The organism is Rhodococcus sp. IEGM 1366 (assembly GCF_033142425.1).
Taxonomy (GTDB): Bacteria; Actinomycetota; Actinomycetes; order Mycobacteriales; family Mycobacteriaceae; genus Rhodococcus_F; species Rhodococcus_F globerula.
Window position 1 is genome coordinate 20,993 of the sequence record NZ_JAWLRZ010000004.1, and the last position, 24,193, is coordinate 45,185.

General features: G+C 64.1%; 18 protein-coding genes and 4 tRNA genes. 11 read left to right on the forward strand and 11 right to left on the reverse strand.

Features of this window, described 5'->3' with window-relative positions; translation table 11 throughout:
* The first annotated feature begins 10 nt into the window (after positions 1–10).
* The 6 genes from R4P64_RS12870 (at position 11) to rdgB (ending at position 4,668) form a co-directional block, all read left to right on the forward strand.
* The gene (locus R4P64_RS12870; RefSeq protein ID WP_172936736.1) at positions 11–601 is read left to right on the forward strand and encodes a DUF2017 domain-containing protein; all 591 of its coding nucleotides are present in this window, start codon (positions 11–13) and stop codon (positions 599–601) included.
* The gene (locus R4P64_RS12875; protein ID WP_317545168.1) at positions 598–1,665 is read left to right on the forward strand and encodes a P1 family peptidase; all 1,068 of its coding nucleotides are present in this window, start codon (positions 598–600) and stop codon (positions 1,663–1,665) included. Before R4P64_RS12870 ends, R4P64_RS12875 begins: the two co-directional genes overlap by 4 nt.
* A 55-nt stretch (positions 1,666–1,720) precedes the next feature.
* A complete protein-coding gene (locus R4P64_RS12880; protein ID WP_317821123.1) occupies positions 1,721–2,380 on the forward strand; it encodes a rhomboid family intramembrane serine protease in 660 nt (219 codons plus the stop codon).
* Positions 2,381–2,476: 96 nt separating this feature from the next.
* The gene (locus R4P64_RS12885; RefSeq protein ID WP_317821124.1) at positions 2,477–3,235 is read left to right on the forward strand and encodes a cyclic nucleotide-degrading phosphodiesterase; all 759 of its coding nucleotides are present in this window, start codon (positions 2,477–2,479) and stop codon (positions 3,233–3,235) included.
* 35 nt (positions 3,236–3,270) lie between these two features.
* Positions 3,271–4,056, forward strand: coding sequence for a ribonuclease PH (rph, locus tag R4P64_RS12890; protein ID WP_033232735.1), 786 nt, complete (start codon positions 3,271–3,273; stop codon positions 4,054–4,056).
* Positions 4,057–4,059: 3 nt separating this feature from the next.
* Positions 4,060–4,668, forward strand: a complete 609-nt coding sequence (gene rdgB / locus R4P64_RS12895; protein ID WP_033232736.1) for an RdgB/HAM1 family non-canonical purine NTP pyrophosphatase — start codon at positions 4,060–4,062, stop codon at positions 4,666–4,668.
* A 62-nt stretch (positions 4,669–4,730) separates the two neighbouring features.
* On the opposite strand, the gene R4P64_RS12900 is transcribed toward rdgB, so the two are convergent.
* The 4 genes from R4P64_RS12900 to R4P64_RS12915 form a co-directional block, all read right to left on the reverse strand.
* The gene (locus R4P64_RS12900; protein ID WP_317821125.1) at positions 4,731–5,126 is read right to left on the reverse strand and encodes a DUF3817 domain-containing protein; all 396 of its coding nucleotides are present in this window, start codon (positions 5,124–5,126) and stop codon (positions 4,731–4,733) included.
* Complete coding sequence (locus tag R4P64_RS12905; RefSeq protein ID WP_175393702.1) at positions 5,123–5,530, reverse strand: transcriptional regulator; 408 nt, start codon at positions 5,528–5,530, stop codon at positions 5,123–5,125. The genes R4P64_RS12900 and R4P64_RS12905 overlap by 4 nt, the downstream gene beginning before the upstream one ends.
* A gap of 112 nt (positions 5,531–5,642) precedes the next feature.
* A tRNA-Leu gene (locus R4P64_RS12910) sits at positions 5,643–5,724 on the reverse strand.
* A gap of 71 nt (positions 5,725–5,795) precedes the next feature.
* Positions 5,796–6,485, reverse strand: coding sequence for a hypothetical protein (locus tag R4P64_RS12915; RefSeq protein ID WP_317821126.1), 690 nt, complete (start codon positions 6,483–6,485; stop codon positions 5,796–5,798).
* A 418-nt stretch (positions 6,486–6,903) separates the two neighbouring features.
* On the opposite strand from R4P64_RS12915, the gene R4P64_RS12920 reads away from it, so the two are divergent.
* On the forward strand, positions 6,904–16,209 hold the full coding sequence (locus R4P64_RS12920) for a polyketide synthase (RefSeq protein ID WP_317821127.1): 9,306 nt from the start codon (positions 6,904–6,906) through the stop codon (positions 16,207–16,209).
* Between the two features lie 11 nt (positions 16,210–16,220).
* On the forward strand, positions 16,221–16,613 hold the full coding sequence (locus R4P64_RS12925) for a holo-ACP synthase (protein ID WP_033232742.1): 393 nt from the start codon (positions 16,221–16,223) through the stop codon (positions 16,611–16,613).
* Positions 16,614–16,626: 13 nt separating this feature from the next.
* Here the strand turns inward: R4P64_RS12925 and R4P64_RS12930 are convergent, their stop codons facing one another.
* Entirely contained in the window at positions 16,627–17,349 is a 723-nt protein-coding gene (locus tag R4P64_RS12930; protein ID WP_317821128.1) for a TetR/AcrR family transcriptional regulator, read from the reverse strand.
* 199 nt (positions 17,350–17,548) lie between these two features.
* On the opposite strand from R4P64_RS12930, the gene R4P64_RS12935 reads away from it, so the two are divergent.
* Positions 17,549–18,916 carry a dipeptidase gene (locus R4P64_RS12935; RefSeq protein ID WP_317821130.1) on the forward strand — a complete coding sequence of 456 codons (1,368 nt, stop codon included), beginning with the start codon at positions 17,549–17,551 and terminating at the stop codon, positions 18,914–18,916.
* On the opposite strand, the gene bcp is transcribed toward R4P64_RS12935, so the two are convergent.
* Positions 18,913–19,386, reverse strand: a complete 474-nt coding sequence (bcp, locus tag R4P64_RS12940) for a thioredoxin-dependent thiol peroxidase (RefSeq protein ID WP_045066898.1) — start codon at positions 19,384–19,386, stop codon at positions 18,913–18,915. The genes R4P64_RS12935 and bcp overlap by 4 nt on opposite strands.
* 151 nt (positions 19,387–19,537) lie before the next feature.
* On the opposite strand from bcp, the gene R4P64_RS12945 reads away from it, so the two are divergent.
* Positions 19,538–19,759: a DUF3618 domain-containing protein gene (locus R4P64_RS12945; protein WP_033232750.1), complete on the forward strand. Its 222-nt coding sequence runs from the start codon at positions 19,538–19,540 to the stop codon at positions 19,757–19,759.
* A gap of 64 nt (positions 19,760–19,823) precedes the next feature.
* Here the strand turns inward: R4P64_RS12945 and R4P64_RS12950 are convergent.
* The 3 genes from R4P64_RS12950 to R4P64_RS12960 all read right to left on the reverse strand — a co-directional run bounded on the left by R4P64_RS12950 (position 19,824) and on the right by R4P64_RS12960 (position 21,579).
* Positions 19,824–19,896, reverse strand: a tRNA-Lys gene (locus tag R4P64_RS12950).
* Positions 19,897–19,989: 93 nt separating this feature from the next.
* A complete protein-coding gene (locus R4P64_RS12955) occupies positions 19,990–21,411 on the reverse strand; it encodes an amidase (RefSeq protein WP_162487737.1) in 1,422 nt (473 codons plus the stop codon).
* Positions 21,412–21,506: 95 nt separating this feature from the next.
* Positions 21,507–21,579, reverse strand: a tRNA-Lys gene (locus R4P64_RS12960).
* A gap of 267 nt (positions 21,580–21,846) precedes the next feature.
* On the opposite strand from R4P64_RS12960, the gene R4P64_RS12965 reads away from it, so the two are divergent.
* Positions 21,847–23,061 carry an Ig-like domain-containing protein gene (locus R4P64_RS12965; RefSeq protein ID WP_372472369.1) on the forward strand — a complete coding sequence of 405 codons (1,215 nt, stop codon included), beginning with the start codon at positions 21,847–21,849 and terminating at the stop codon, positions 23,059–23,061.
* Between the two features lie 326 nt (positions 23,062–23,387).
* Here R4P64_RS12965 and R4P64_RS12970 read toward each other — a convergent pair.
* Positions 23,388–23,460, reverse strand: a tRNA-His gene (locus R4P64_RS12970).
* Between the two features lie 84 nt (positions 23,461–23,544).
* Positions 23,545–24,144 carry an oligoribonuclease gene (gene orn / locus R4P64_RS12975; protein ID WP_072782550.1) on the reverse strand — a complete coding sequence of 200 codons (600 nt, stop codon included), beginning with the start codon at positions 24,142–24,144 and terminating at the stop codon, positions 23,545–23,547.
* Between the last annotated feature and the right edge of the window lie 49 nt (positions 24,145–24,193).

A 24,193-nucleotide genomic window follows, 5' to 3' on the forward strand; every position in this document is an offset into this window, starting at 1 on the left:
AGTCCGACGCGTGCGGACGTGGATCAAGAAGAACTCGCTTTCCGGAGTGAAGTTCAAATCCGAGATGGACGCTCATGAGGTGACCGTCCTGAGTTCGCTCGTAGAGTCGGTGATCGGACTGCTGGAAGATCGTGAGTCCGGCGCACCGCAGGACGAGTTGGCGGCGCTCACCGGTCTTCGAACCGGTAATTCGGAATCGCCCGACAATCCGGTTCTGGCGCGGTTGCTCCCAGATTTTCAGCGAACCGACCCCAGTAAGGCGTCCCCGAATTCCGATGATCTCGACGACGCCGGCGCCAATGTCAACGGAGCGCTGCGGAGTTTGCACGAACCCGAGATCATCGACGCGAAGAAGGCTGCCGGCAGGGTTTTGCTGGCCTCGCTCCCCGCAGACGGCGGCAAGATCCTCCTGACCCAGGAGCAGGCCGACGCGTGGCTGTCCGCGCTCAACGACGTTCGTCTGGCTCTCGGCACCAATCTCGGTATCGACGCAGACACTCCGGAAAGTTTGGATCCGGATGATCCGCGAGCACCGCATCTTGATGTCTATCACTGGCTGACATGGATGCAGGATTCGCTCGTTCAGGCGCTCATGCCGTGATCACCACGGCGCCCGGCCCCACGGATTCGTTGACCGACATCGCCGGTTTGACTGTCGGTCATCATCATCGGCTCGACGACGACGCTGCTCTGGGGGCGGGGGCCGCGACTGGATGCACCGTTGTGCTGGCCCCGGCGGGAGTGGTTGCGGGAGTTGATGTTCGGGGCGGCGGGCCGGGTACTCGCGAAACCGATCTCCTTGACCCGAGCCATTCGGTTCAGCAGGTCAATGCCGTGCTCCTGACCGGTGGAAGTGCGTACGGCCTCGCTGCCGCCGACGGTGTCATGCGCTGGCTCGAGGAACACGGCCACGGAATCGCGATGGGCCTGCCTGGCCAGGTGGTGCCGATCGTGCCGGGCGCCGTCATCTTCGATCTTCCGGTCGGGGACTGGAAGATTCGACCTGACGCCGATTTCGGATATCTGGCAGCAGAATCCGCGTCGCGTGAATATGCGACCGGAACAGTGGGCGCCGGTGTCGGTGCCCGTGCCGGTGGGATCAAAGGCGGCGTCGGAACTGCCAGCGTCGTGATCACGGACGGACCGGCCAAGGGGACGACTGTGTCGGCCTTGATCGTGGCAAACCCGGTCGGCTCGGTCTTCGATCCGCGCACCGGTCTGCCGTGGGGCGTCGGGTCCGAGGGGGAGGCGTCCTTCGGGATCGGCATGCCGATTCCGTGCGAGCTCGACGCAGCCAACGCAATCGGTGCCAAAGGGACAGTGCTCAACACCAGCATCGGCGTCGTCGCTACCGACGCGGCCCTGACCAAAGCCGGGTGCCGACGCGTTGCAGTTGCCGGTCACGACGGTTTGGCCAGGGCAATCCGTCCGGCCCATTCGCCGTTGGACGGCGACACGATCTTTGCGCTCGCTACCGGAACGCACACGCCGGAATCGGCGATCGACGTGCCTGCAGCGTTCCCGGCGGATCTGCCGATCCTCGACGCTGTCTGTGCGGCCGCCGCCCAGGTCGTGGAACGCGCGATCGTCAAGGCGATTCTCGACGCGACATCGGTGGCGGGGATCCCGAGTTACCGAGACCTGTTCCCGTCGGCTTTCGTCTAGCCCGGCGAGCGCCGGTAACCTCGAAGTAGACACATCTACTGTGAGGACGCACGCGATGACGATGGATTTCAACAGTCCTGATTTCGGTTCACGGGCACCGGTTCCCGCGCCGAAACCGCCGTCGGTGTGGAAGCAGTCCGCGGTGCTGGTCGGCGGATTTGTACTAGTGCTGTACGTCATCGAGATCATCGACGTCATTTCCGGTCAGAATGTCCAGAACGCCGGAGTCTCACCGCGAACGCTCGACGGTTTGTGGGGCATCCTGTTTGCACCCGTGTTGCACGACGACTGGGCACACTTGATCGCGAACACCATCCCCGTACTGATACTCGGCTATCTCGTTCTGGTGTCTGGCATATCGAGAGGGTTGGCTGCGACCGGAATCATCTGGGTGATCGGCGGTGTCGGAACGTGGCTCGTTGCCGGAGCGAATACCAATCACGTCGGGGCGTCGGTGCTGATCTTCGGGTGGGTGACCTACCTGTTGACGCGTGGATTCTTCACCCGGAGTTTCGGCCAGATTCTGATCGGCGTTGTTGTCTTCGTGATCTACGGCGGAGTCCTGTGGGGCGTGGTGCCCAGCACGCCGGGTGTCTCGTGGCAGGGGCATTTGTTCGGTGCGGTCGGCGGCGTCGTAGCGGCGTGGGCACTCTCCTCCGGCGATCGAGCGAACCGCGCCGGCGCTACAACACCTGCCCGACCAGCAACTTTCTGATCGGACGTGGGTCACACCCCACCGGCGGTGTGACTTCGACTCGCCAAAACGACCGGGAGCTTTTTTGTTAATGGGTCGACGTGGCAGCATGACCTTATGCGCATGACCGTCCTGGGGTGTTCCGGCAGCGTCTCGGGGCCGGATTCACCGGCTTCGGGTTACCTGCTCACAGCGCCGGGTACCCCGCCGCTCGTCATAGATTTCGGTCCCGGAGTGCTCGGGGCTCTGCAGCGTTACGCGGACCCAGGGGACGCGACGATTCTGCTCTCACATCTGCACGCCGATCACTGCCTCGACATGCCGAGCCTGCTCGTGTGGCGTCGCTATCATCCGAACCGCCCCGAGGGGCGAGCGTTGGTGTACGGCCCGACAGATACAGCGTGCAGGATCGGAACGTCGTCCGCCGAGTGCGCGGGGGAGATGGACGATATTTCCGACACCATCGATCTGAAGTTGTGGGCGGAGAACGAACCCGTCACCTTCGGTGAACTGACCGTCGTGGCAAGCCGCATGAATCATCCGCCCGAGGCGTACGGATTCCGGATCACGGACGCCGACGGACGGATTCTCGTGTACACCGGCGATACCGGAATGTGTGACAACGTCGTCGAGCTTGCTCGTGGAGCCGACATCCTCCTTTCCGAGGCGTCGTGGACGGACAGTCCTGATCGGCCGGAAGGTATTCACCTGTCCGGCAAGGAAGCCGGCCGGATCGCGACGTTGGCCGAAGTGAAGGAACTACTCCTCACCCACATCCCGCCGTGGACGTCCAGGGAGGACGTCATCGCCGAAGCGAAATCCGAGTTCGCAGGGCCGGTTCACGCTGTGTCCGCGGGAAGCGTCTACGACATCTGACGTGTTGCCTGGGGTGGGACGCTAGGCTCACGAAGGTGACTACACGAGAAGACGGCAGGGCGGACGACGAACTTCGCCCGATCAAGATCACCCGCGGGTTCACCAGCCATCCGGCCGGCTCGGTTCTGGTCGAGTTCGGAAACACCCGAGTGATGTGCACGGCCAGCGTCGAAGAGGGTGTTCCACGGTGGCGCAAGGGTTCCGGGCTCGGTTGGCTCACCGCCGAATATGCGATGCTGCCCGCAGCTACGCATACCCGCAGTGGACGTGAATCCGTCAAGGGCAAGGTCGGTGGCCGCACCCAGGAGATCAGCCGGCTCATCGGTCGATCCCTTCGGGCCTGCATCGACCTCGCGGCCATCGGCGAAAACACCATTGCTCTGGACTGCGATGTCCTGCAGGCAGATGGTGGCACCCGTACCGCCGCCGTGACGGGGGCGTACGTAGCTCTCGTCGACGCGGTGACGTATCTTCGCGCTGCCAATCTGCTGAGCGACCCTCAGCCCATCTCGTGCGGCATCGCGGCCGTCAGCGTCGGCGTCGTCGACGGACGAGTGCGCCTCGATCTGCCGTACGAAGAGGATTCGCGTGCCGAGGTCGACATGAACGTCGTCGCCACCGATACCGGCACCTTGGTGGAAATCCAGGGCACCGGCGAAGGTGCCACGTTCCCGCGCTCGACCCTGGACAAGCTTCTCGACTCCGCGCTGGCGGGCTGTGAGCAGCTGTTCGAGATCCAGCGTCAGGCATTGGCGGAGCCGTATCCGGGTGTGTTGCCCGAACCCAAGAACCCGGAACCCAAGAAGAAGTTCGGTGCCTGAGCTGTGAGCGTACGAGTACTGGTAGCAAGTAGAAATGCCAAGAAGCTGAAGGAACTCCATCGCGTTCTCGACGCGGCCGGTGTGAGCGGAATCGAACTGGTCGGGCTCGATGAGGTGCCGCCGTTTCCGGAAGCGCCCGAGACCGGTGCGACATTCGAAGAAAATGCGCTCGCGAAGGCTCGTGACGGAGCCGCTGCCACCGGAATGCCGTGTATCGCAGACGATTCCGGTGTCGAGATCGATGCGCTGAACGGGATGCCCGGTGTGTTGTCTGCCCGCTGGTCCGGTACCCACGGAAACGACGGCGCCAACACTGCGCTGGTGCTCGCTCAGTTGGGTGACGTGCCCGACGAACGGCGCGGCGCGGCCTTTGTCTCGGCCTGCGCGCTGGTGATCCCCGGCGGCGACGAGACCGTGGTCCGCGGTGAATGGCGCGGCGTCATCGGCCGGGAACCGGCAGGCGACGGCGGATTCGGTTACGACCCGATCTTCCGCCCAGACGGTGACACCCGCTCGGCGGCGGAACTGACTCCGGCCGAGAAGGACGCGGCCTCGCATCGCGGGAGAGCGCTGGTGCAGCTGGTGCCCGCGCTGGCGGCACTGGCCGACTGATCGCACACACGAGAAAAGGCCCTGAACGTGAATGACGTTCAGGGCCTTTGCTTTACGGAGAATCAGAGGTTGTAGTCGCTCTTGACCTGGATGGTCCGCTTGTGTTCGAACACAAACGACAGGAACGGAATGGTGCCGGCCAGTGCCGTGGCAACCGTCGTGCCTGCCTTCCAGCGGGCCTTGATAGCCAGGTCGACTGTGAACACCAGGTACAGCATGTAGAACAGCCCGTGAATCTGGCCGATGTAGAACAGCCACGACGGAGCATCCGCGGAGTTTTCCAGGATGAGGTACTTGTAGACCATCTCACCGGTCAGGAACAGCAGCCACAGGCCGGTGATCCACGCCAGAACGCGGTAGCGAACAAGCGCAGAAGCAACCTTCTTCCGCTTCTCGGCCTGCGCCTTGGTGGCCTTGTCTGAGGTGGTAGCGGTGCTCGCTTCCGGGCCGGTACTCACGTAGTGCTCCTATCGGGCTCGCGAGCGGCGAGCTGCGCAAGGTAGTCGTTGTATTCGAGCATTTGGCGTGCTTCGGGGTCGTCGGCATCGAGTTCAGCGTCGCCGAACGGTGCCCGGGGGCGCTGCGGCAGCAGATCGGCCGGAATCTCTCGCGGCTCCGCTGCGGCTTCCTCGGCTTCGACCTCGTCCGGATCGGCATCCTCGAGCTGAACGAACTTGCGATATGCGTACACCACAAACGCGGCGAACAGTGGCCACTGCAACGCATAGCCGAGGTTCTGCCCGCTGCCGCCCACAGCTTCGAAGCGCTCCCACTGCCACCAGCCGAGCGACAAGCAGACCGCTGCTGACACAAGAACCAGCAGGATCAGCGCAGGTCGGCTTTTTGTAGGCTTCTTCGACACACTACGACGGTACCGCAGAGCTATAGTGCCGCGCCCTGCGATCTCCGACACGGTGTCGTAGATGCCAAAAAGCAGAGCCCCACCGAAACGATCTCGATGGGGCTCTGCGTTGTGCGCGAGGGGGGACTTGAACCCCCACGTCCTGAGACACTGGAACCTAAATCCAGCGCGTCTGCCAATTCCGCCACTCGCGCGCGGAATTCACAGGATACGCGATTGCCGACCCGACGGCGGACACGGCCCTCACATGCAGCGGACACGGCCCTCACATGGCTGGAACCGGGTCCGATCTTGCCGGTCGCCGTGGTTGTTCGGCGGTGCGTTGGTACCGCCACGCTGCGTGCGTGAGAGTTGTTGCGGGGACATCCAATTCTGCAGCCACTGCAGCGAGCAGTGACGTTGCCTCCACGCCGCCCAGCGGTTCGGCGCTACCGGCTGCCTCGGTGGCAAAACGAGTCAGTAGTTCCACCGAATCGGGTGTGAGTGTGCCGGACAGGAACAGCAGCATGTCGAATGTGCGCGCTCCGAACCCTGGAACCGACATGATTGCCGCTCGATGCGCGTCGGTGTTGCCGATATCTGCACTTCCGGTGCATCCGACGGCAACCAGTGATGCGGCGCCCAGTGCGGCAGCCTCCGCTTTGGTGGAGTAGTTGCCCGGCACCCGCTGACGGTTGCCGAGAATGACGGCCAGTTCGTCGCCGCGCTCCGCAAAGGCTGCCAGAGCGGAGAGGTTGTCCAGTGGTGCGTCTGACTGGCGGTGGTGACGCCACCGCGTGATGACGGCCCGCACGCCCGTCGTGGGTGTTCCGTACGCGGCGCGGGCCGAGAAGGCCGCGTCGAGGATGGCTGCTTCGGCCTCGTGTGCCCACCCGTCGGTCCAGTGCGGCCACGCGGACTGTGGCAGCTCGCGTGCGATGAAGTCGATGACGATTTTTGTGGTGTCGGTACCCATGATTTCTCCCCCCGAGAAAGTTGTCCGATCGGACGCGCTGAACCTAGCGCGCGAGTCCGACAGGTTTTGGGGTGAAAGGCACGCGATGGGCCAACCGTCAAGAGGGTAACGATTTGGTAACGATAAATATGAGGAGTTCCTCAGGTTTGTGGAAATCCGAGTAACAGTCCCTGGCAGCGCGTTTGCGACCTACTCGCGAGTCACTTTCTCGACATCCCGTGAGGAAGATCACCGCGTGGAAAGTCCCGTATTTCGAGCCGTCAGCAAACGTGAGGAAATCCTCATGATCCTGTGTCAGCCTTAACGTGCACGGCAGGCGCAGACATGCCGATTCTTTCGGTCGAGTTGCAGAACGTGCGCCCCGGGCAGACCCACAATTCCCACCTCGCCGCAGAGGTGACCAGGAGAGGACGTACGCGTGACGATCGATGACACGACACCTACAGGAAACGGACGCGACTCGAAGGATGGACGCCGCGTCGGCGTCGACGGGGGAGCCTCCCGCACGAACAGTAAAGGTGCCCTCGTCGATTCACTGAACAACGGATTGCCGTACGCCCTTGCCTTCGGTGGACAGGGCGCCCCGTGGCTCAGCACGCTCGAAGAACTCAGCCGCGACAACGGCCTCGAGCCGATTCTCACCGACTTGGTCAACGACGCAGCAGCGCGCCTCGCTCCGCTCGCGCAGGATCTTGTGGTGGTGCGCCCGATCGGATTCGATCCGGTCGCGTGGATTCTCGAAGCCGAGATCGTTGACGAAGAAGAAGGTGAGAAGCCGGCAGGTCCCTCTGCTGCAGCACTCACCGCAGCACCCGTTTCGCTCCCCGGCGTCTTCCTCACGCAACTTGCGGCGTTGCGTGCGCTGACTGCGCAGGGTCTCGATATTGCAGCGCATCCGCCCGTGTCCGTCATCGGACATTCGCAGGGCGTGCTCGCGACTGCTGCAGTTGCAGCTGGTGGCAACGACGACGGCGAGCTTCTTGCTGTTGCTCAGCTCGTCGGCGCCGCAGCCAGCCTGGTCGGCCGTCGTCGCGGCATCATCGCGAGCGCGTCGGGCAAGCCGATGGTCGCCGTGTCCAACGTCGATCCCGAGCGCCTCGCCGCGATTGTCGCCGAACTTGCCGAGACCACGACGGACAATCGTGCAGCAGTCCTCGCTATTCGCAACGGACGCCGCCGTGTTGTCCTCGCCGGACCGCCCGCTCAGCTGGCCCGCGTGCAGGAACATTGCGAGCAGCTCGAGGCGAACGAAGCCCGCGAGCGTGATGGAAAGAAGCGTGGCGGTTCGGTCTTCGCTCCCACCTTCGACGCCCTCGACACCGAAATCGGTTTCCACCACCCGGCGCTCGCCGACGCAGTCGACCTGGTCGGCAGCTGGGCAGCGCGCTGCGGCCTCGACGCAGATCGCGCCAGCGCACTTGCGCAGGCCATTCTGGTCGACCCGGTCAACTGGGTGCAGGCAGTGAATGGTGCCATCGACGCCGGCGCGCAGTGGATTCTCGATCTCGGACCCAGCGACCAGCTGACCCGTATGACGTCGTCCTCGCTGCGTGGGCAGGGTGTTGGCATCATCGCCGCGTCCACCCGCGGTGGACATCGCAACTTGCTCACCCCCGGTGCTGCGCCTGAGGTCTCACCTTCGTGGTCCGAATTCGCGCCCAAGCCTGTAGCGCTTCCCGGCGGCCGCATCGGCGTCGAGACGGCCTTCACGAAGCTCACGGGTCGCTCACCGATCCTGTTGGCCGGCATGACTCCGACCACGGTTGACGCCAAGATCGTTGCCGCTGCTGCCAATGCCGGTCACTGGGCCGAGCTTGCCGGTGGCGGACAGGTCACCGAAGAGATCTTCGAAGACCGTGTCGCAGAACTGAAGATGCTCCTCGAGCCGGGCCGCGCGGTCCAGTTCAACTCGCTGTTCCTCGATCCGTACCTGTGGAAGCTGCAGCTCGGTGGCAAGCGCCTCGTGCAGCGCGCTCGTACTGCCGGTGCACCCATCGACGGCGTCATCGTCACCGCCGGTATCCCGGAACTCGAAGAGGCCGTTGCGCTTATCGAAGAGCTGTCCGAGATCGGCATCACCAACATCGCATTCAAGCCGGGCACTGTGGCGCAGATCCGTTCGGTGATCCGCATCGCCAACGAGGTTCCGAACTTCCCCGTCATCGTTCACATCGAAGGTGGCCGCGCCGGCGGACACCACTCGTGGGAAGACCTCGACGACCTGCTCCTCGACACGTACGCCGAGCTGCGTACGCGTTCGAACCTGATCATCTGCGTCGGCGGCGGCATCGGAACACCCGAGCGCGCAGCCGATTACCTGACCGGCCGCTGGTCTGTCGGAGCCGGCTTCCCGGCAATGCCCGTCGACGGCATCCTCGTCGGCACGGCAGCCATGGCGACGCTGGAGGCCACCACGTCTCCCGAGGTCAAGCAGCTCCTCGTCGACACACCGGGTACTCCGGACTGGGTCGGTGCGGGCACTGCCGAAGGTGGAATGGCTTCGGGCCGTAGCCAGCTCGGTGCCGACATCCACGAGATCGACAACGCCGCATCGCGCACCGGACGCCTCCTCGACGAGGTTGCCGGCGACGCCGACGCCGTTGCCGAGCGCCGCGACGAGATCATCGCAGCACTCGACGTCACCGCCAAGCCGTACTTCGGTGACATCGAGACCATGACGTACGCGCAGTGGCTGCGTCGTTACCTCGAGCTGACCGTCGGTATCGACGCGGCCAAGGAATTCGACTGTGGCGCAGACCTTCAGGACGCTATCGCCGAGGCAACGACGAGCCCGTGGCTCGACATCACCTGGCGTGCTCGCTTCGGCGAGATGCTCCAGCGCACCGAGGCTCGTCTGCACCCCGTCGACCGCGGCCCCATCCCGACCCTGTTCGGCGATGCCGAGACCCTCGAGCGTCCCGAAGCTGCGATTTGCGCACTGCAGGCGTCGTACCCGGACTACACGAGCACGGTTCTGCATCCCGCAGACGTCTCGTTCTTCATCTCGCTGTGCAAGACGCCGGGCAAGCCGGTCAACTTCGTTCCCGTCGTCGACGGTGACGTGCGCCGCTGGTGGCGCAGTGACTCCCTGTGGCAGGCACACGATCCGCGGTACACCGCAGATCAGGTGTGCGTCATCCCCGGCACCGTTGCCGTTGCCGGCATCACGCGTGTCGACGAGCCCGTCGGTGACCTGCTCGATCGTTTCGAGAAGGCCACGTACGACGAATTGGTTGCTGCCGGAACCACTCCGGTTGTCCTCGCGACCCGTCGCCACCAGGATTCCGCTCCCGGTCTGCTCGACGCCGTTCTGTCGGCACCGGATCTCCAGTGGGCCGGCCGCCTGACCCAGAACCCGGTCCGTCGTCTCGGCGACCTCGAAGAGTGGAGTGCCGAGTCCGTTGACAAGGCTGTTCACGCCTCGACCGGATCGAGCCTGACGGTTGTCGACGAGACTCACGTCCTGCTCTCGGTTCCGCTGGTGGCCGACAAGTCGGTCGACATCACGATCACCATTCCCAGCTCCGTTGTCGACGGCGGCGCCCCGGTCGTCACCGAGGCCGACGCTGAAGCCGCGATGTCCGCACTGTTGGCAGTTGCTGCAGGACAGGAACTGCCGACCGTCAAGAACGGCACCGCACGCCTCAATGTCGCGTGGGTACCCGACCGCATCGCCGATCACGCCGGAGTCACCGGTTCCGGTCTGCCGACCACACTGAGCGTGAGCGGCAAGGCTGTTCCGGACGTGGTTGTCGGCGCGTGCTGGCCCGCAGTATTCGCCGTCCTCGGCGCAGCCAAGCTCGACAGTCTTTCCGTCATCGAAGGCATGCTCGATCTCGTCCACCTCGACCACTCCGTCGACTTCGTCGGTGAACTGCCTACCGAGACAAGCATTCTCGTGGTCAATGCCGAGGTCGCCTCGGTTCTCGACACCGACCTCGGTCGCGTCGTCGAGGTCAAGGTCGAGGTCGGTGCCATGCTCGGCGAGGGCCTCGACGCTCCCGCCGTGGTCACCATGACCGAGCGTTTTGCCATCCGCGGACGTACCGGCGCAGGCGAGCTTGCCGACCCGGCGCGCGCAGGTGGATCGATCAGCGATGCCGCTATCGATACCTCGCGTCGTCGTCGCCGTGACGCGAAGATCCTGGCTCCGGTCAGCATGGGCGCATTCGCTCAGGTTTCCGGTGACCACAACCCGATTCACACGTCCGACAACGCCGCTTTGCTCGCGGGCCTCGGAACCCCGATCGTGCACGGTATGTGGCTCTCGGCTGCGGCGCAGCAGGTTGTCACCGCGGTTGATCCCAACGAGACCCGCACCCCTCCGCGTCGCCTGACCGCGTGGACCGCTCGTTTCCTCGGAATGGTCCGCCCCGGCGCCGAGATCGACGTCCGCGTCGATCGCATCGGTATCGATCAGGGTGCCGAGATCGTCGAGGTCGGTTGCCGGATCGATGGTGACCTGGTCATGGTTGCCACGGGACGCACTGCTGCACCGAAGACGATCTACGCCTTCCCCGGCCAGGGCATCCAGCGTCCGGGCATGGGCCTCGACGCCCGCGCTCGCTCGAAGGCTGCGCGCGACGTCTGGGAGCGTGCGGACAAGCACACCCGCAAGGCGCTCGGATTCTCGATTCTTGCTGTGGTGCGCGACAACCCGGTCACCGTCAAGGCCCGCGGCGTCGAGCACAAGCACCCGGACGGTGTTCTGCACCTGACGCAGTTCACCCAGGTCGCGATGGCTGTTCTCGGTGTAGCCCAGGTTGCCGAACTGCGCGAGTCCGGCACCTTCATCGAAGGCTCGTTCCTCGCCGGTCACTCGGTGGGTGAGTACAACGCACTCGCCGCTGTTGCCGAGGTCTTCCCGCTCGAAGCACTTCTCGAAGTTGTCTTCCAGCGCGGATCTGCGATGCACCAGCTGGTTCCCCGTGACGCAGCGGGCCGTTCCGACTACCGCATGGCTGCCATTCGCCCGTCGCAGATCGGTGTGTCCGACGACGACGTGCAGGACTTTGTCGCCGGTGTTGCCGAGGCGTCCGGTGAGTTCCTCGAAATCGTCAACCTGAACCTGCGCGGCAGCCAGTACGCCATAGCCGGATCCGTTGCCGGCCTCGACGCACTCGAGGTCGAGATCGATCGTCTCCGTGCGGAATTCGGTGGCAAGCGCGCCTACATCCAGGTTCCCGGCATCGACGTGCCGTTCCACTCCACCGTCCTTCGTGGCGGCGTGGCGGACTTCCGCGTATGCCTGCAGGACTTGCTCCCGCACGACATCGATCCGGACATCCTTATCGGCCGCTACATCCCGAACCTCGTTCCGAGGCTCTTCTCGCTGAGCCGCGACTTCGTTCAGGAAATCGCCGACCTGGTGCCGTCGGAGCAGCTGCAGGAAGTCCTTGCTGACTTCGACAGCTACGCAACGCGCAGCCACGAACTGTCCCGGATCATCCTGATCGAGCTGTTGGCGTGGCAGTTCGCCAGCCCGGTCCGCTGGATCGAGACCCAGGATCTGCTGTTCAGTGACGAGTCCGAAGGTGGACTCGGTGTCGAGCGCTTTGTCGAGGTCGGCCTCGGCGCTGCCCCGACCGTCGCGAACCTCGCATCGCAGACCCTCAAGCTGCCGGGCCGCTTCGGCTACCCGGTCGAGGTTCTGAACATCGAGCGTGAAGCCGCGATCGTCTACGGCACGGATGTCGATCCGGCTGCTGCCGACGATGACGACGAGGTGGAAGCACCCGCTGCCACTCCGGCGGCTGCCGCTGCCGCACCGGTCGCCGCTGCACCCGTCGCGACGTCCAGCGGACCGCGTCCGGACGACATCACCTTCAAGGCGCCAGACGCCACCAAGGTTCTGATCAGCCTGTGGACCAAGCTGCGTCCCGATCAGGTCGGCCCCGCCGACACGATCGAGGCACTGTGCGACGGTGTGTCCTCACGTCGTAACCAGCTTCTGGTCGACCTCGGATCCGAGTTGTCGCTCGGTGCCATCGACGGTGCGGCGGATGCCGACATGGGCTCGCTCGCAGCCACTGTCGACAAGCTGGCGCGTACGTACAAGCCGTTCGGACCGGTACTTTCCGATTCGATCAACGATCACCTGCGTAAGGTCTTCGGCCCCTCGGGCAAGCGTCCCGGCTACATCGCCGATCGTGTCAAGAAGGTCTGGGAACTCGGCGACGGTTGGGCGCACCACGTCACCGCAGCGGTAGCGCTCGGTACCCGTGACGGTGCCAGCATCCGCGGCGGCGACCTCGGCGGCCTGACCTCCGGCGCTCTGGCCGACGCAGCAGCAGTCGACGCAGTCATCGACAGCGCCGTTGCTTCGGTTGCGTCCGCTCGCGGCACCAGCGTTTCGCTGCCGGCAACCGGTGGTGGCGGCGGTGGAACCGTCGACGCAGCCGCTTTGGGTGAGTTCACCGAGAACATCACGGGCCGCAACGGCGTTCTGGCTTCGGCCGCCCGCCTCGTGCTCGAACAGCTCGGACTCAGCGAAGAGGCTCCGGCCGCAACGGTCGAGGACACCGAACTGGTCGACCTGGTCTCGGCTGAACTCGGTTCCGACTGGCCGCGTCTGGTTGCTCCGGCATTCGACGCTCAGAAGGCGGTCCTGCTCGACGACCGTTGGGCAAGTGCGCGTGAGGATCTCGCTCGCATCTGGCTCGGCAGTGAGACTCTGTCGGTCGAGAACTTCATCGGTGCCGGTTCCACCGTTGCCGCACAGGCAAAGTGGTGGGCCACCCGCGCCACCGACGAAGGTCGCACGACGCTGGCCGAGGTCTACACCCGCATCGCTGATGCGGCCGTGACTGCAGAATCCGACGCACCTGAGTGGGCCGGCGAGGTCGCAGTCGTGACCGGAGCCAGCAAGGGTTCGATCGCAGCAGCGGTCACGGGCAAGCTCCTGGCCGGTGGCGCAACGGTATTCGTCACCACGTCGCGTCTCGACGGCTCGCGTCTCGGCTTCTACCGTGACCTGTACCGCGAGAACGCTCGTGCCGGTGCCGCTCTCTGGGTGGTTCCTGCCAACATGGCGTCGTACACCGACGTCGACGCACTGATCGACTGGATCGGCAACGAGGCCACCGAAAATGCCGGTGGCGCAAAGAAGCTGATCAAGCCGGCTATGACGCCGACGATGCTCTTCCCGTTCGCGGCTCCTCGCGTCGGCGGAGAACTCTCCGACGCCGGCGCTCGCGCCGAAATGGAAATGCGCGTGCTGTTGTGGTCGGTGGAGCGCCTGATCGGTGGTCTGTCGAAGATCGGTTACGACAGCGACGTCGACACGCATCTGCACGTGGTCCTGCCCGGTTCGCCGAACCGCGGAACGTTCGGTGGTGACGGTGCATACGGTGAGGCCAAGGCTTCGCTGATCGCCGTGGTCAACCGCTGGAAGGCCGAGCGCAACTGGGCCGAGCGAGTCACGTTGGCACACGCCGTCATCGGCTGGGTCCGCGGAACCGGTCTGATGGGTCACAACGATCCGATCGTCGACGCGGTCGAAGCTGCGGGCGTCCGCACCTGGTCCACCCAGGAGATGGCGACCCAACTGCTGAAGACGGCAACCCGCGAGTCGCGGCGCGCTGCAGCAGAGGCTCCGCTCGAGGTCGACCTGACCGGTGGACTTGCGGAGGCGAACCTCGACCTGGGCGCCCTCGCCAAGGAAGCCGCCGCGACCGCAGAGATCGCCGAGGCAGTTGACGAAGCAGTCGACGAGAACACCATCCTCGCGCTGTCCGCACCGGCACGCATCGATGCCTCGATCAAGGCTCCGAGCTGGCCCGAACTCGATGTCACTCCCGCGGACCTCGTGGTCATCGTGGGCGCCGGAGAGCTCGGCCCCTACGGTTCCTCGCGTACCCGCTTCGAGATGGAGGTCGACGAGCAGCTCTCTGCCGCAGGCGTTCTCGAATTGGCGTGGAACACCGGACTGATCGTCTGGGAGAACGACCCCAAGCCGGGTTGGTACGACGTCGAATCAGGCGATCTGGTGCCAGAGGCGGAAATCGCCGACAAGTACCACGACGCAGTTGTCGAACGGTGCGGCATCCGTCGCTACGTCGACGAAGGCCAGATGATCGACAACACCGCACCGCTGCTCACCTCCGTGTTCCTGGACAAGGATTTGAGCTTCGTGGTCGGCAGCGAGGCAGAGGCTCAGGCCTTCGTCGAATCCGATCCCGAGAACACAGTGGCGTCGGTTTCGGCCGAGTCCGGTGACTGGACGGTCACGCGCCGCGCCGGCACCGAGATCCGTGTTCCGCGCAAGATGAAGCTGACCCGCAGTGTCGGCGGCCAGATTCCGACCAACTTCGACGTCACGAAGTGGGGCATCCCCGCCGACATGGCCGATTCGGTCGACCGCGTCGGACTGTGGAACATCGTTGCGACCGTGGACGCATTCCTCACGGGCGGCTTCACTCCGAGCGAACTGCTGCGTTGGGTTCACCCGAGCCTGGTGGCGAACACGCAGGGCACCGGCATGGGCGGCATGACGTCCATGAGGAGCTTGTACATCGACACGCTGCTCGGCGAGAACCGTCCCAACGACATCCTGCAGGAAGCTCTGCCGAATGTTATTGCGGCGCACGTCGTTCAGTCGTACGTCGGTGGCTACGGCGCGATGGTTCACCCCGTCGCGGCCTGCGCAACGGCAGCCGTGTCCGTCGAAGAGGGCGTCGACAAGATCCGCTTGGGCAAGGCCCAGTTGGTTGTTGCCGGTGGATTCGACGACCTGAGCGCGGAAGGCATCATCGGCTTCGGTGACATGTCGGCCACGGCCAAGACGTCGGACATGCACGCCAAGGGCATCGAAGATCGCCGCTTCTCGCGGGCAAACGATCGCCGGCGCGGCGGCTTCGTAGAGTCCGCCGGTGGTGGCACGATCCTGCTCGCTCGCGGTGACCTGGCACTGGAAATGGGCTTGCCCGTTCTCGGCGTTGTCGCCTGGGCCGGATCGTTCGCAGACGGTGTCCACACGTCGATCCCGGCTCCGGGAATCGGCGCACTGGGTGCCGGACGCGGCGGAGCGGATTCGCAGCTCGCACTCTCGCTCAACGCCCTCGGCGTCAGCGCGGACGACATCGCGGTCATCTCCAAGCACGACACGTCCACCGCGGCAAACGATCCCAACGAGGCAGAACTGCACGAGCGTCTCGCCGGGGCTTTGGGTCGCAGTGACGGTGCTCCGATGTTCGTGGTGTCGCAGAAGAGCCTGACCGGCCACGCCAAGGGCGGCGCAGCTGCCTTCCAGCTGATCGGTCTGTGCCAGGTGCTCAGCCAGGGCGTCATCCCGCCGAACCGCAGCCTCGACTGCGTCGACGACAAGATGGCCGAGTTCGAGCACCTCGTGTGGGCACGTCAGCCGCTCAAGTTCGGCGAGCAGCTCCCGCTGCGCGCCGGCCTGCTGACCAGCCTGGGCTTCGGTCACGTCTCCGGACTGATCGCGGTTGTCCACCCGCAGGCATTTGTCGAGTCGGTGCCCGCCGACAAGCGTGCGGACTATGTTGCAGCCGCGCAGCAGCGCACCATCGACGGTCAGCGTCGCCTCGCCAAGGCGATGTGCGGTGGCGACAGCCTCTACGAGCGTCCCGCCGATCGTCGTCTCGGCGCCGACGGAACGCCCGCAAAGGCTTCGCGTCAGCTCGAAGCGGATGTTCTCCTCAGCGAGAACGCACGCCTGGGTGAAGATCAGCGTTACCGCTCGAATCTGCCTGGCTGCAAGTAGATAATCGCAGGATGGGAGTTCTGGGTATCGGTTTCGACCTCGTCACGGTGTCGGAGTTCGCCGAGCAACTGAAACGGCCGGGAACGGCCATGCTCGACAACTTCACACCGGGCGAGCGTCGGGATTCCAATACTCGGAGTTCCGATCCGGCAAGACATTTCGCGGCCCGGTGGGCGGCGAAGGAAGCAGTGATCAAAGCGTGGTCCACTGCTCTCTTCGCCAGCCCGCCGGTGCTGGGGGAGATGATCCACAATCAAATCGAAGTCGTCTCCGACGCGTGGGGGCGGCCCAGCATCAGATTGCGGGGCGACGTCGCGAAACACCTCACCGACGTGAAGATTCACATTTCGCTGACGCACGACGGAGACATGGCCGGCGCATTTGCCGTGATCGAATCGACTTAGGGTCGAGCTGGCGTCAGCCCTCGTAGTCGGCTGTGCCGCGGCCCTTCAATCGAGATTCCTTCTCCGCCACCAGAAGATACGCACCCATCAGACGCTTGAGTTCCACTACGGCGTCGGCGTGGCTCTGGCCGTCCTGCACGGAGAAATTCAGCATCGAATACACCACGTGCACAAGCACTTCCGCCATCATCATGCGGCGATCCCGCGGTGAGCGCGGTGTGAGCGGACCTAGCATCTTGGCGACGGTTTCCGCGAACTGCTTCTCGTGAATGACACCGGTTGCCCGCGTGGACGGCGTGGACTGCATTGCCAACCACACCTCGCGGCGCGACGGATCGGACGTCCAGAGTCCGGCCATGTGGTCGACAAAACTGTTGAGGAACCGCAGCCAATCGAGTGACGGTACCTCACCGCCGAACTGCGCCAGTTCGTGTTGCACCCCCACGAGGTCCTGACGGTTCAATTCGCACACGATGACGTACTTGTTGGCGAAGAACTGATACAGCGTCCCGATGGGAACGTCAGCGCGCGCCGCGACCTCTTCGCACGTGAACGATTCGAAACCGACGTCGGTGAGAAGGTCGCGGGAGGCGGCGAGAAGGGCATCGAACTTGCGCTGGCTTCGCTCCTGCGTCGGACGTTTGCGTGGAAGCAGTTCCTGAGGTGCGTCGCTCTGAGAATTTTCGAGTGCGGGGTCCGGCCGACGGCGTACGCGGTTGCGGGTAGAGGGCTGCACAGATTCGAGGCTATCGGCATCTGCAGCAGAATTTGGCGCTTGTGGAATATCCGGGCTCACCGAAAGATCACCCGACCGACTGCTGGAAATCCGACGACGTTGCCACTCTTCGATACTAGGTGACCGAAGGTGCGCTGCAGGAGAGGGTTGCTCATCGGTGATTCGGGCACACTGGAGTCGGCGAGAAAAGGAGACCAAAATGGCCGAACAGTTGCGAGCTGCAGTACGCGAGCTCATGCCCCGCGCCCACGAGGATCTGACGCGGTTGGTTGCGTTGCGGTCGGTCGCGGATGCGCGGCAATTCCCGCCGGAAGAATGTGCGGCAGCTGCCGCCTGGGTGGTTGGCGCGTTCCGCGAACAGGGATTTGCGGACGCCGAGGCGGTCGAGACGTCGGACGGTTCCGCTGCGGTAATCGGATTTCGGCCTGGTCCAGCGGATGCCCCGACCGTTCTCCTGTACTGCCACTACGACGTTCAACCGCCCGGAGACGAAGAGCTTTGGAATTCGCCACCTTTCACGCTGACCGAGCGCGACGGACGGTGGTACGGGCGAGGCGCGTCGGATTGCAAGGGCAACCTCGTCATGCACCTGACCGCACTCCGAGCGCTCGCAGCAGCCGGGCAGGCGCCGGCTGTCAACCTGCGAATCGTCGCCGAAGGCTCGGAGGAGATGGGCACCGGAGGCCTCGAAGACCTGCTGCGGCAGCGCCCCGAACTGTTCGACGCCGATGTCATGCTGATCGCCGATACCGGCAATACCGCAGTGGGGGAGCCCACGATCACGACGTCATTGCGCGGTATCGCCAATGTGGTCGTCCACGTCTCGGCGCTCGAAGGTGAGGTGCACTCCGGGGTGTTCGGCGGCCCGGCGCCCGACGCGATGACCGCGTTGGTGCAGATGCTGGCAACCCTGCACGACGAAGAAGGCAACACCACCGTCGACGGTCTTGTCAGCGATCAGCACTGGAATGGCGTCGAGTACGACGACACACAATTCCGCGGCGATGCGGGAGTCCTCGAAGGGGGCGATCTGGTCGGCTCGGGTTCTGTGGCCGACCAGGTGTGGGCGCGGCCGGCGCTCACGATCTTGGGGATCGACTGCCCGCCCGTGGTCGGCTCGGCTGCGGCAATTACGCCACGAGCTTCCGCACGGTTGAACCTGCGCGTTCCACCCGGCACGGATCCCGCCGAGGCCCAGGACTTGCTGATCGGGCATCTGCTGGCTGCGGCGCCGTGGGGCGTGCGGGTGAGCGTTGACCCGGAGGCGACGGGAATGCCGTTCGGTGCTTCCACGGGTGGGCCGGGATTCAAGCAGCTCACAGCGGCTCTGAGTGCGGCGTACGGCGCCGAAGTCGGATTTGCCGGACAGGGAGGCTCGATTCCCCTGTGTAGCGCGCTGGCGGAGCAGTTCCCCGACGCGGAGATCGCGTTGATCGGCGTCGAGGAACCGCAGTGCCGCATCCATGCCCCGAACGAGAGCGTCGACCCGTCGGAGATCGAGAATCTCGCGTACGCGCAAGCCCTGTTTTTGAGTCGGTTCGAGTCTCGAGCCGGTTCGAGTAGCTAGACGGACAGGTCGCGTCGCAACTTGGCGACGTGACCGGTGGCCCGGACGTTGTACTGGGCAACCTCGATCTTTCCCTCTTCGTCGACGAGGAAGGTGGATCGGATGACACCCTGGACGGTCTTGCCGTACATCTTCTTCTCGCCGAACGCGCCCCAGGCCTCCAGCGTCGCCTTGTCCGGATCGGAGAGCAGCGGAAAGGTCAGCTCCTCGTTGTCGCGGAACTTGGCGAGCTTGGCGGGCTTGTCCGGCGAGATGCCGATGACGTCGAGGCCCGCCCCGTTCAATTCGGCGAGGTTGTCGCGGAAGTCGCAGGCCTGCTTGGTGCAGCCCGGCGTGCTGGCCGCCGGGTAGAAGTACACGATGACCTTGCGGCCTCGGTAGTCGTGCAACGAAACTTCGTTGCCTTCGGCGTCGGGGAGCGTGAAATCCGGCGCGATATCGCCGGCAGACAATCTACTGTTCTCGGTCACGGGAATCGAGGTTAGTCGAGAAATTGCGCGCCAGGTGGGCGCGCGGGCAATCTGCTCCTCTACGGTAGAACCAGGTGTCGACGCCTTGCGTCTGCACGGACGTAGCGGCAACGAACATCAAGCGACAGCACACAGACAAGTTGGAGGACACGTGCCCAGGGACACCGAGAGCATCGAGCGCGAGATCGAGAAGGCGCGTAACCAGCTCGCGAGCACACTCGACGAACTGACGGTACGGACCAACCCGAAGCGGCTGGTCGAGAACACCAAGAAGACGGTGCTCGCCAAGCTCAACGAGCCGAACGTGAAGTACGCGTTGATCGCCGTGGGATCCGTTGTCGGACTCCTGGTCATTCGCAAGATCATTCGCTGATCACCGAACGGCGTCGGACATGAAGAAGGCCCCCATCTCGATGAGATGGGGGCCTTCTTGCAAGTGCGCCCACAGGGACTCGAACCCCGGACCCAGTGATTAAGAGTCACTTGCTCTACCAACTGAGCTATAGGCGCTCGCTCTTGCGAGACAGAACATTAGCCGACGGGCTCCTCAGTTTGCAAAACGCGTCGTCGTAATCGTGACGGCAGTTACATCGCACGTGTCTTTCAGGCCTGCGGCGGACGGGAATTCGTCCACCCGATCCGACCCTCCAGCTGATGTGCGAGCGACAAAATTGTCAGCTCGCCGTTCGGTCGCGACACCAGTTGGACGCTGAGGGGGAGCCCGTCGGTCGAAAATCCCGCCGGAACGGCCGCCGCCGGATTGCCGCACACATTCCAGATCGAGCAGTACGCCGCGATCGGCAAAGCCTTGCGGACGGCGGACAGCAGTCCTGTGCCCTCGAGTTGACCGATCCGCCGCGGCAAGGCGGGTGTGGTCGGCATCAGCACTATGTCATACGTGTCGAAAACCTGGTTGACGGTGTGCGCGATCCGTTGGCCACGCCGGTACGCCGCCCTGCCGACGCGCCGGGGCGACGCGATTCTGCCGATCGAAGACAGTGCGCGAGTTCGCTTTTCGAGAAGATCGGGCCGATCGACCCGCAAAGCTTCGTCGCGTACGCCGCCGAGTACCTGGGGGAGGAACGACGCCGTTGCATCGGGGTATCGGGGATCATGTTCGTCGACGTGGTGCCCCAACGCGCTCAACATTTCTGCGACCGCACGAACCCCGGCAACCACTTCGGGCGCCGGCGTGACGCCGCGCACGGGGCAGCGGGTGGACACGGCAATACGGAGGGGGTGCAGCGGGGACACCGCACCTTCGGTGAAGCGGGCCCCGAGTGGTTCGGCTCGGTAGTCGTCCACCGGCGTGGTGCCGATAATGGCGTCGTAGACGAGTGCGCTGTCCTCGACCGAGCGGGTAAGCGGGCCGAGCGTCCCGAGGCTGCGCCACAGGTTGCCGTTCGGTGCGGTGCTTACTCGGCCGCGTTGCGCTTTCAGTCCGAACAATCCGCAGAATGCCGACGGAAGCCGGATGGAACCGCCGCCGTCGCCGCCGATTCCTGCGGCAACCATGCCCGACGCGACAGCTGCTGCCGTGCCGCCACTCGATCCTCCCGTGGATACTGTTGTGTTCCAGGGATTTCGGGTGTAGCCGTGCGCGGCGGTCTCGGTGAACGGCCAGATGCCGAACTCCGGCATCGTGGTTTTTCCGATGATGACTGCTCCGGCGTCGCGTAAGCGTCGTACCACCTCGGAGTCCGAATTCGCGATCCGAGTGACTGCAGCACCGCCGTAGGTGGTGGGTGTTCCGGCTACGTCGTTCTCGTCCTTGATCGCGATGGGCACGCCGTGCAGGAGACCGACAGGGTCGCCGGAGGCCTGGCGCTCGTCGAGTCGGGTGGCTTCGGCGATTGCTTCGTCGGCGAGGACGCGGGTGAAGGCGTTGAGTGTGGGATTGAGGCGTTCGATACGTCTGAGTGCATGTTCGGTCAACTCACGAGCCGACAGTTGGCCGCTGCGGATCAGTTCGGCTTGACCGACGACACCGGCAAATGCGACTTCCGAATCGGGCAGATCAGTCATGGCTCGCTCCATTTTGTCGGGTTCGCTGGAGTGTATTCGCCGCCCGGACACAAAAAAGATCCCCACCGTGTTTCCACGATGGGGATCTTTGCAAGTGCGCCCACAGGGACTCGAACCCCGGACCCAGTGATTAAGAGTCACTTGCTCTACCAACTGAGCTATAGGCGCTCGCTCTTGCGAGACAGAACATTAGCCGAACCGTTCCGTCGGGAGCAAATCGCCTGGTGGGCCGTCGTTGGACGGGTGGTTTCTGTGACATTGACCGAAATCGGTAACATTCCAATCGGTACGAAACGATTGATATTCGAACGTTACTCTTCGACGGGGTTTTCATGACCGTGAGTAACGACTGTGCCTGGCATCATTGACCTGGCGCAATTGCTGGTCGTTAACATGTGAAGCGGAGTCGAACAAATGAGTCGTCAGTGGTGGGGCATGTCCGTGCGTGGAGGGACAGGCCGAATCTCGAGGGGCGCCGCCATGGCCGCCGTGTCGTTGGGAGCGTTGGTTCTGGTGACCGCGTGCACGTCCAGTGGGGCTGCCGTGGACAACGAGGGCGCCGCGCCGATCGATTCCAACCCGTTGACCGAGCTCATCAAGCCGAAAGTCACTTCCACCGTCGCTGACGGCGCAATCGGTTTCTCCCCGGGCGATCCGGTCCGCATCGACGTTGCCGACGGCAGCCTGTCCGACGTTCGGATGGTCAACGCCGAAGGTAAGACCGTTGCCGGCACCCTCGCGGCCGACGGAGCGTCGTGGGTGACCGCTGAACCCCTCGGCTACAACCGCAAGTACAAGATCGAGGCCCAGGCCTACGGATTGGGCGGCGCCAGCACCACGGTGACGTCGTTCACGACCAGCGCGCCCGGCAACCTCACCAAGCCGTACGTGATGCCGGGCGAGGGTTCCGTGGTCGGTATCGGCCAGCCGATCGCCGTGCAGTTCGACGAGAACATTCCGGATCGCAAGGCTGCCGAAGAGTCGATCACCGTCACGACGACGCCGGCTGTCGAAGGTGCTTTCTACTGGGTCAACAACCGCGAGGTTCGGTGGCGTCCGGAGGCGTACTGGGCGCCGGGCACGAAGGTCGACGTCAAGGTCAACGTATACGGCCGTGATCTGGGCAAAGGCGTCTTCGGTCAGGAGGACGCCACGACGTCCTTCGACATCGGTGATTCCGTGATCGCCGTTGCCGACGACAACACGAAACAGGTCACCTTCCAGGTGAACGGCGAAACCGTCATGACCATGCCCACGTCGATGGGTAAGGACAGCACCCCCACCGACAACGGTGTCTACATCATCGGTGACAGGTTCGCGAACTTGGTCATGGACTCCTCGACGTACGGAGTGCCTGTCACTTCCGCTGACGGATACAAGACTCCGGTCGACTGGGCGACGCGAATGTCCTACAGCGGCATCTTCTTCCATTCAGCGCCGTGGTCAGTCGGGCAGCAGGGTTACTCCAACACCAGTCACGGCTGCCTCAACCTGAGCCCCGCCAATGCCAAGTGGGTGTACGACAACACCAAACGCGGCGACATCGTCATCGTGAAGAACACCGTCGGTGGCACGCTTTCGGGCACCGACGGCCTGGGGGACTGGAACATCCCGTGGAACGTGTGGAAGGCCGGTAACGCGGACGTCTGAGTGCGTCCCTGAAGTGCTGAACGTCAGAATGCCCCCGACCGTCCGGTTGGGGGCATTCTGCATCTCCCACCCTTTTGTGAGCGAAAGTACCTCTTGGTCTATCTGAGGCGACGGGAGGTACGTTCGCTCGGCCCGGGCACGGGTGCTCGACTGCGCGTAGCTCGGCGCGTGTCCGATTCGCGGCAAGAGCAGCAGCGCAGCCAGCGAGTGATTTGTCGCGGTCGGCACCCCACCCACACCTGGCTGTGGAAGGGGAAATTGGGGCTGGCGCACAAACCAAAAGAACCCCCGGAAATATCTTTCGACATTTCCGGGGGTTCCCTTTGGGTGAGCGACGGGACTCGAACCCGCGACAGCCAGGATCACAACCTGGTGCTCTACCAACTGAACTACGCCCACCATTGCCTCGGCGACCGGTTTGACCCGGTTGCTTTGACGTAGAAGATACTAGCCTGAAAGTTGGCCAGGATGCCAATCGGCAGGTCAGGCAGGCCCGAGGCCCTCTACGACGGCTGCGATCTCCGCGCTGGACGGTCCGGGAGCGGGGACAAATGCGGTACTGCGGTAGTACTTGAGTTCGCGGATGGATTCCTTGATGTCGGCCAGGGCGCGGTGCGCGAGGCCTTTTTCGGGCTGGCCGAAGTAGATTCGCGGGTACCAGCGACGCGAGAGCTCCTTGATGGAGCTGACGTCGATCATCCGGTAGTGCAGGTAGGTGTCCAGCGCGCTCATGTCCCGCGAGATGAATCCGCGGTCGGTGGCAATGGAATTGCCCGCCAGGGGAGCGGTGCCGGCGACGGGCACGTGCTCACGGATGTAGGCGAGCACCTCCTTTTCCGCCTCGGCAAGCGTGACCGTCGACTTGCGAACTTCTTCGGTCAGACCCGATTTGGCGTGCATCTTCTTCACGACGTCCGGCATTGCGGCCAGCGCGTCGTCGTCGGCGTGGATGACGATGTCCACGCCTTCGCCCAAGATGTTCAATTCGCTGTCGGTTACCAGAGCCGCAATCTCGATGAGTTTGTCCGACTCCAGCCGCAGCCCGGTCATTTCACAATCGATCCATACCAATTTGTCCTGCACCAGGAACACAGTAGTGGGCACGGCCGGAAGGATAAGGTCTGCGGTGACA

Coding starts and splice junctions, on each gene's coding strand:
- R4P64_RS12880 (WP_317821123.1), top strand. CDS start 1,721: ATGACGATGGATTTCAACAGTCCTGATTTCGGTTCACGGGCACCGGTT.
- R4P64_RS12885 (WP_317821124.1), top strand. CDS start 2,477: ATGCGCATGACCGTCCTGGGGTGTTCCGGCAGCGTCTCGGGGCCGGAT.
- R4P64_RS12915 (WP_317821126.1), bottom strand. CDS start 6,485: ATGGGTACCGACACCACAAAAATCGTCATCGACTTCATCGCACGCGAG.
- R4P64_RS12925 (WP_033232742.1), top strand. CDS start 16,221: ATGGGAGTTCTGGGTATCGGTTTCGACCTCGTCACGGTGTCGGAGTTC.
- R4P64_RS12935 (WP_317821130.1), top strand. CDS start 17,549: ATGGCCGAACAGTTGCGAGCTGCAGTACGCGAGCTCATGCCCCGCGCC.
- R4P64_RS12955 (WP_162487737.1), bottom strand. CDS start 21,411: ATGACTGATCTGCCCGATTCGGAAGTCGCATTTGCCGGTGTCGTCGGT.
- R4P64_RS12965 (WP_372472369.1), top strand. CDS start 21,847: ATGTCCGTGCGTGGAGGGACAGGCCGAATCTCGAGGGGCGCCGCCATG.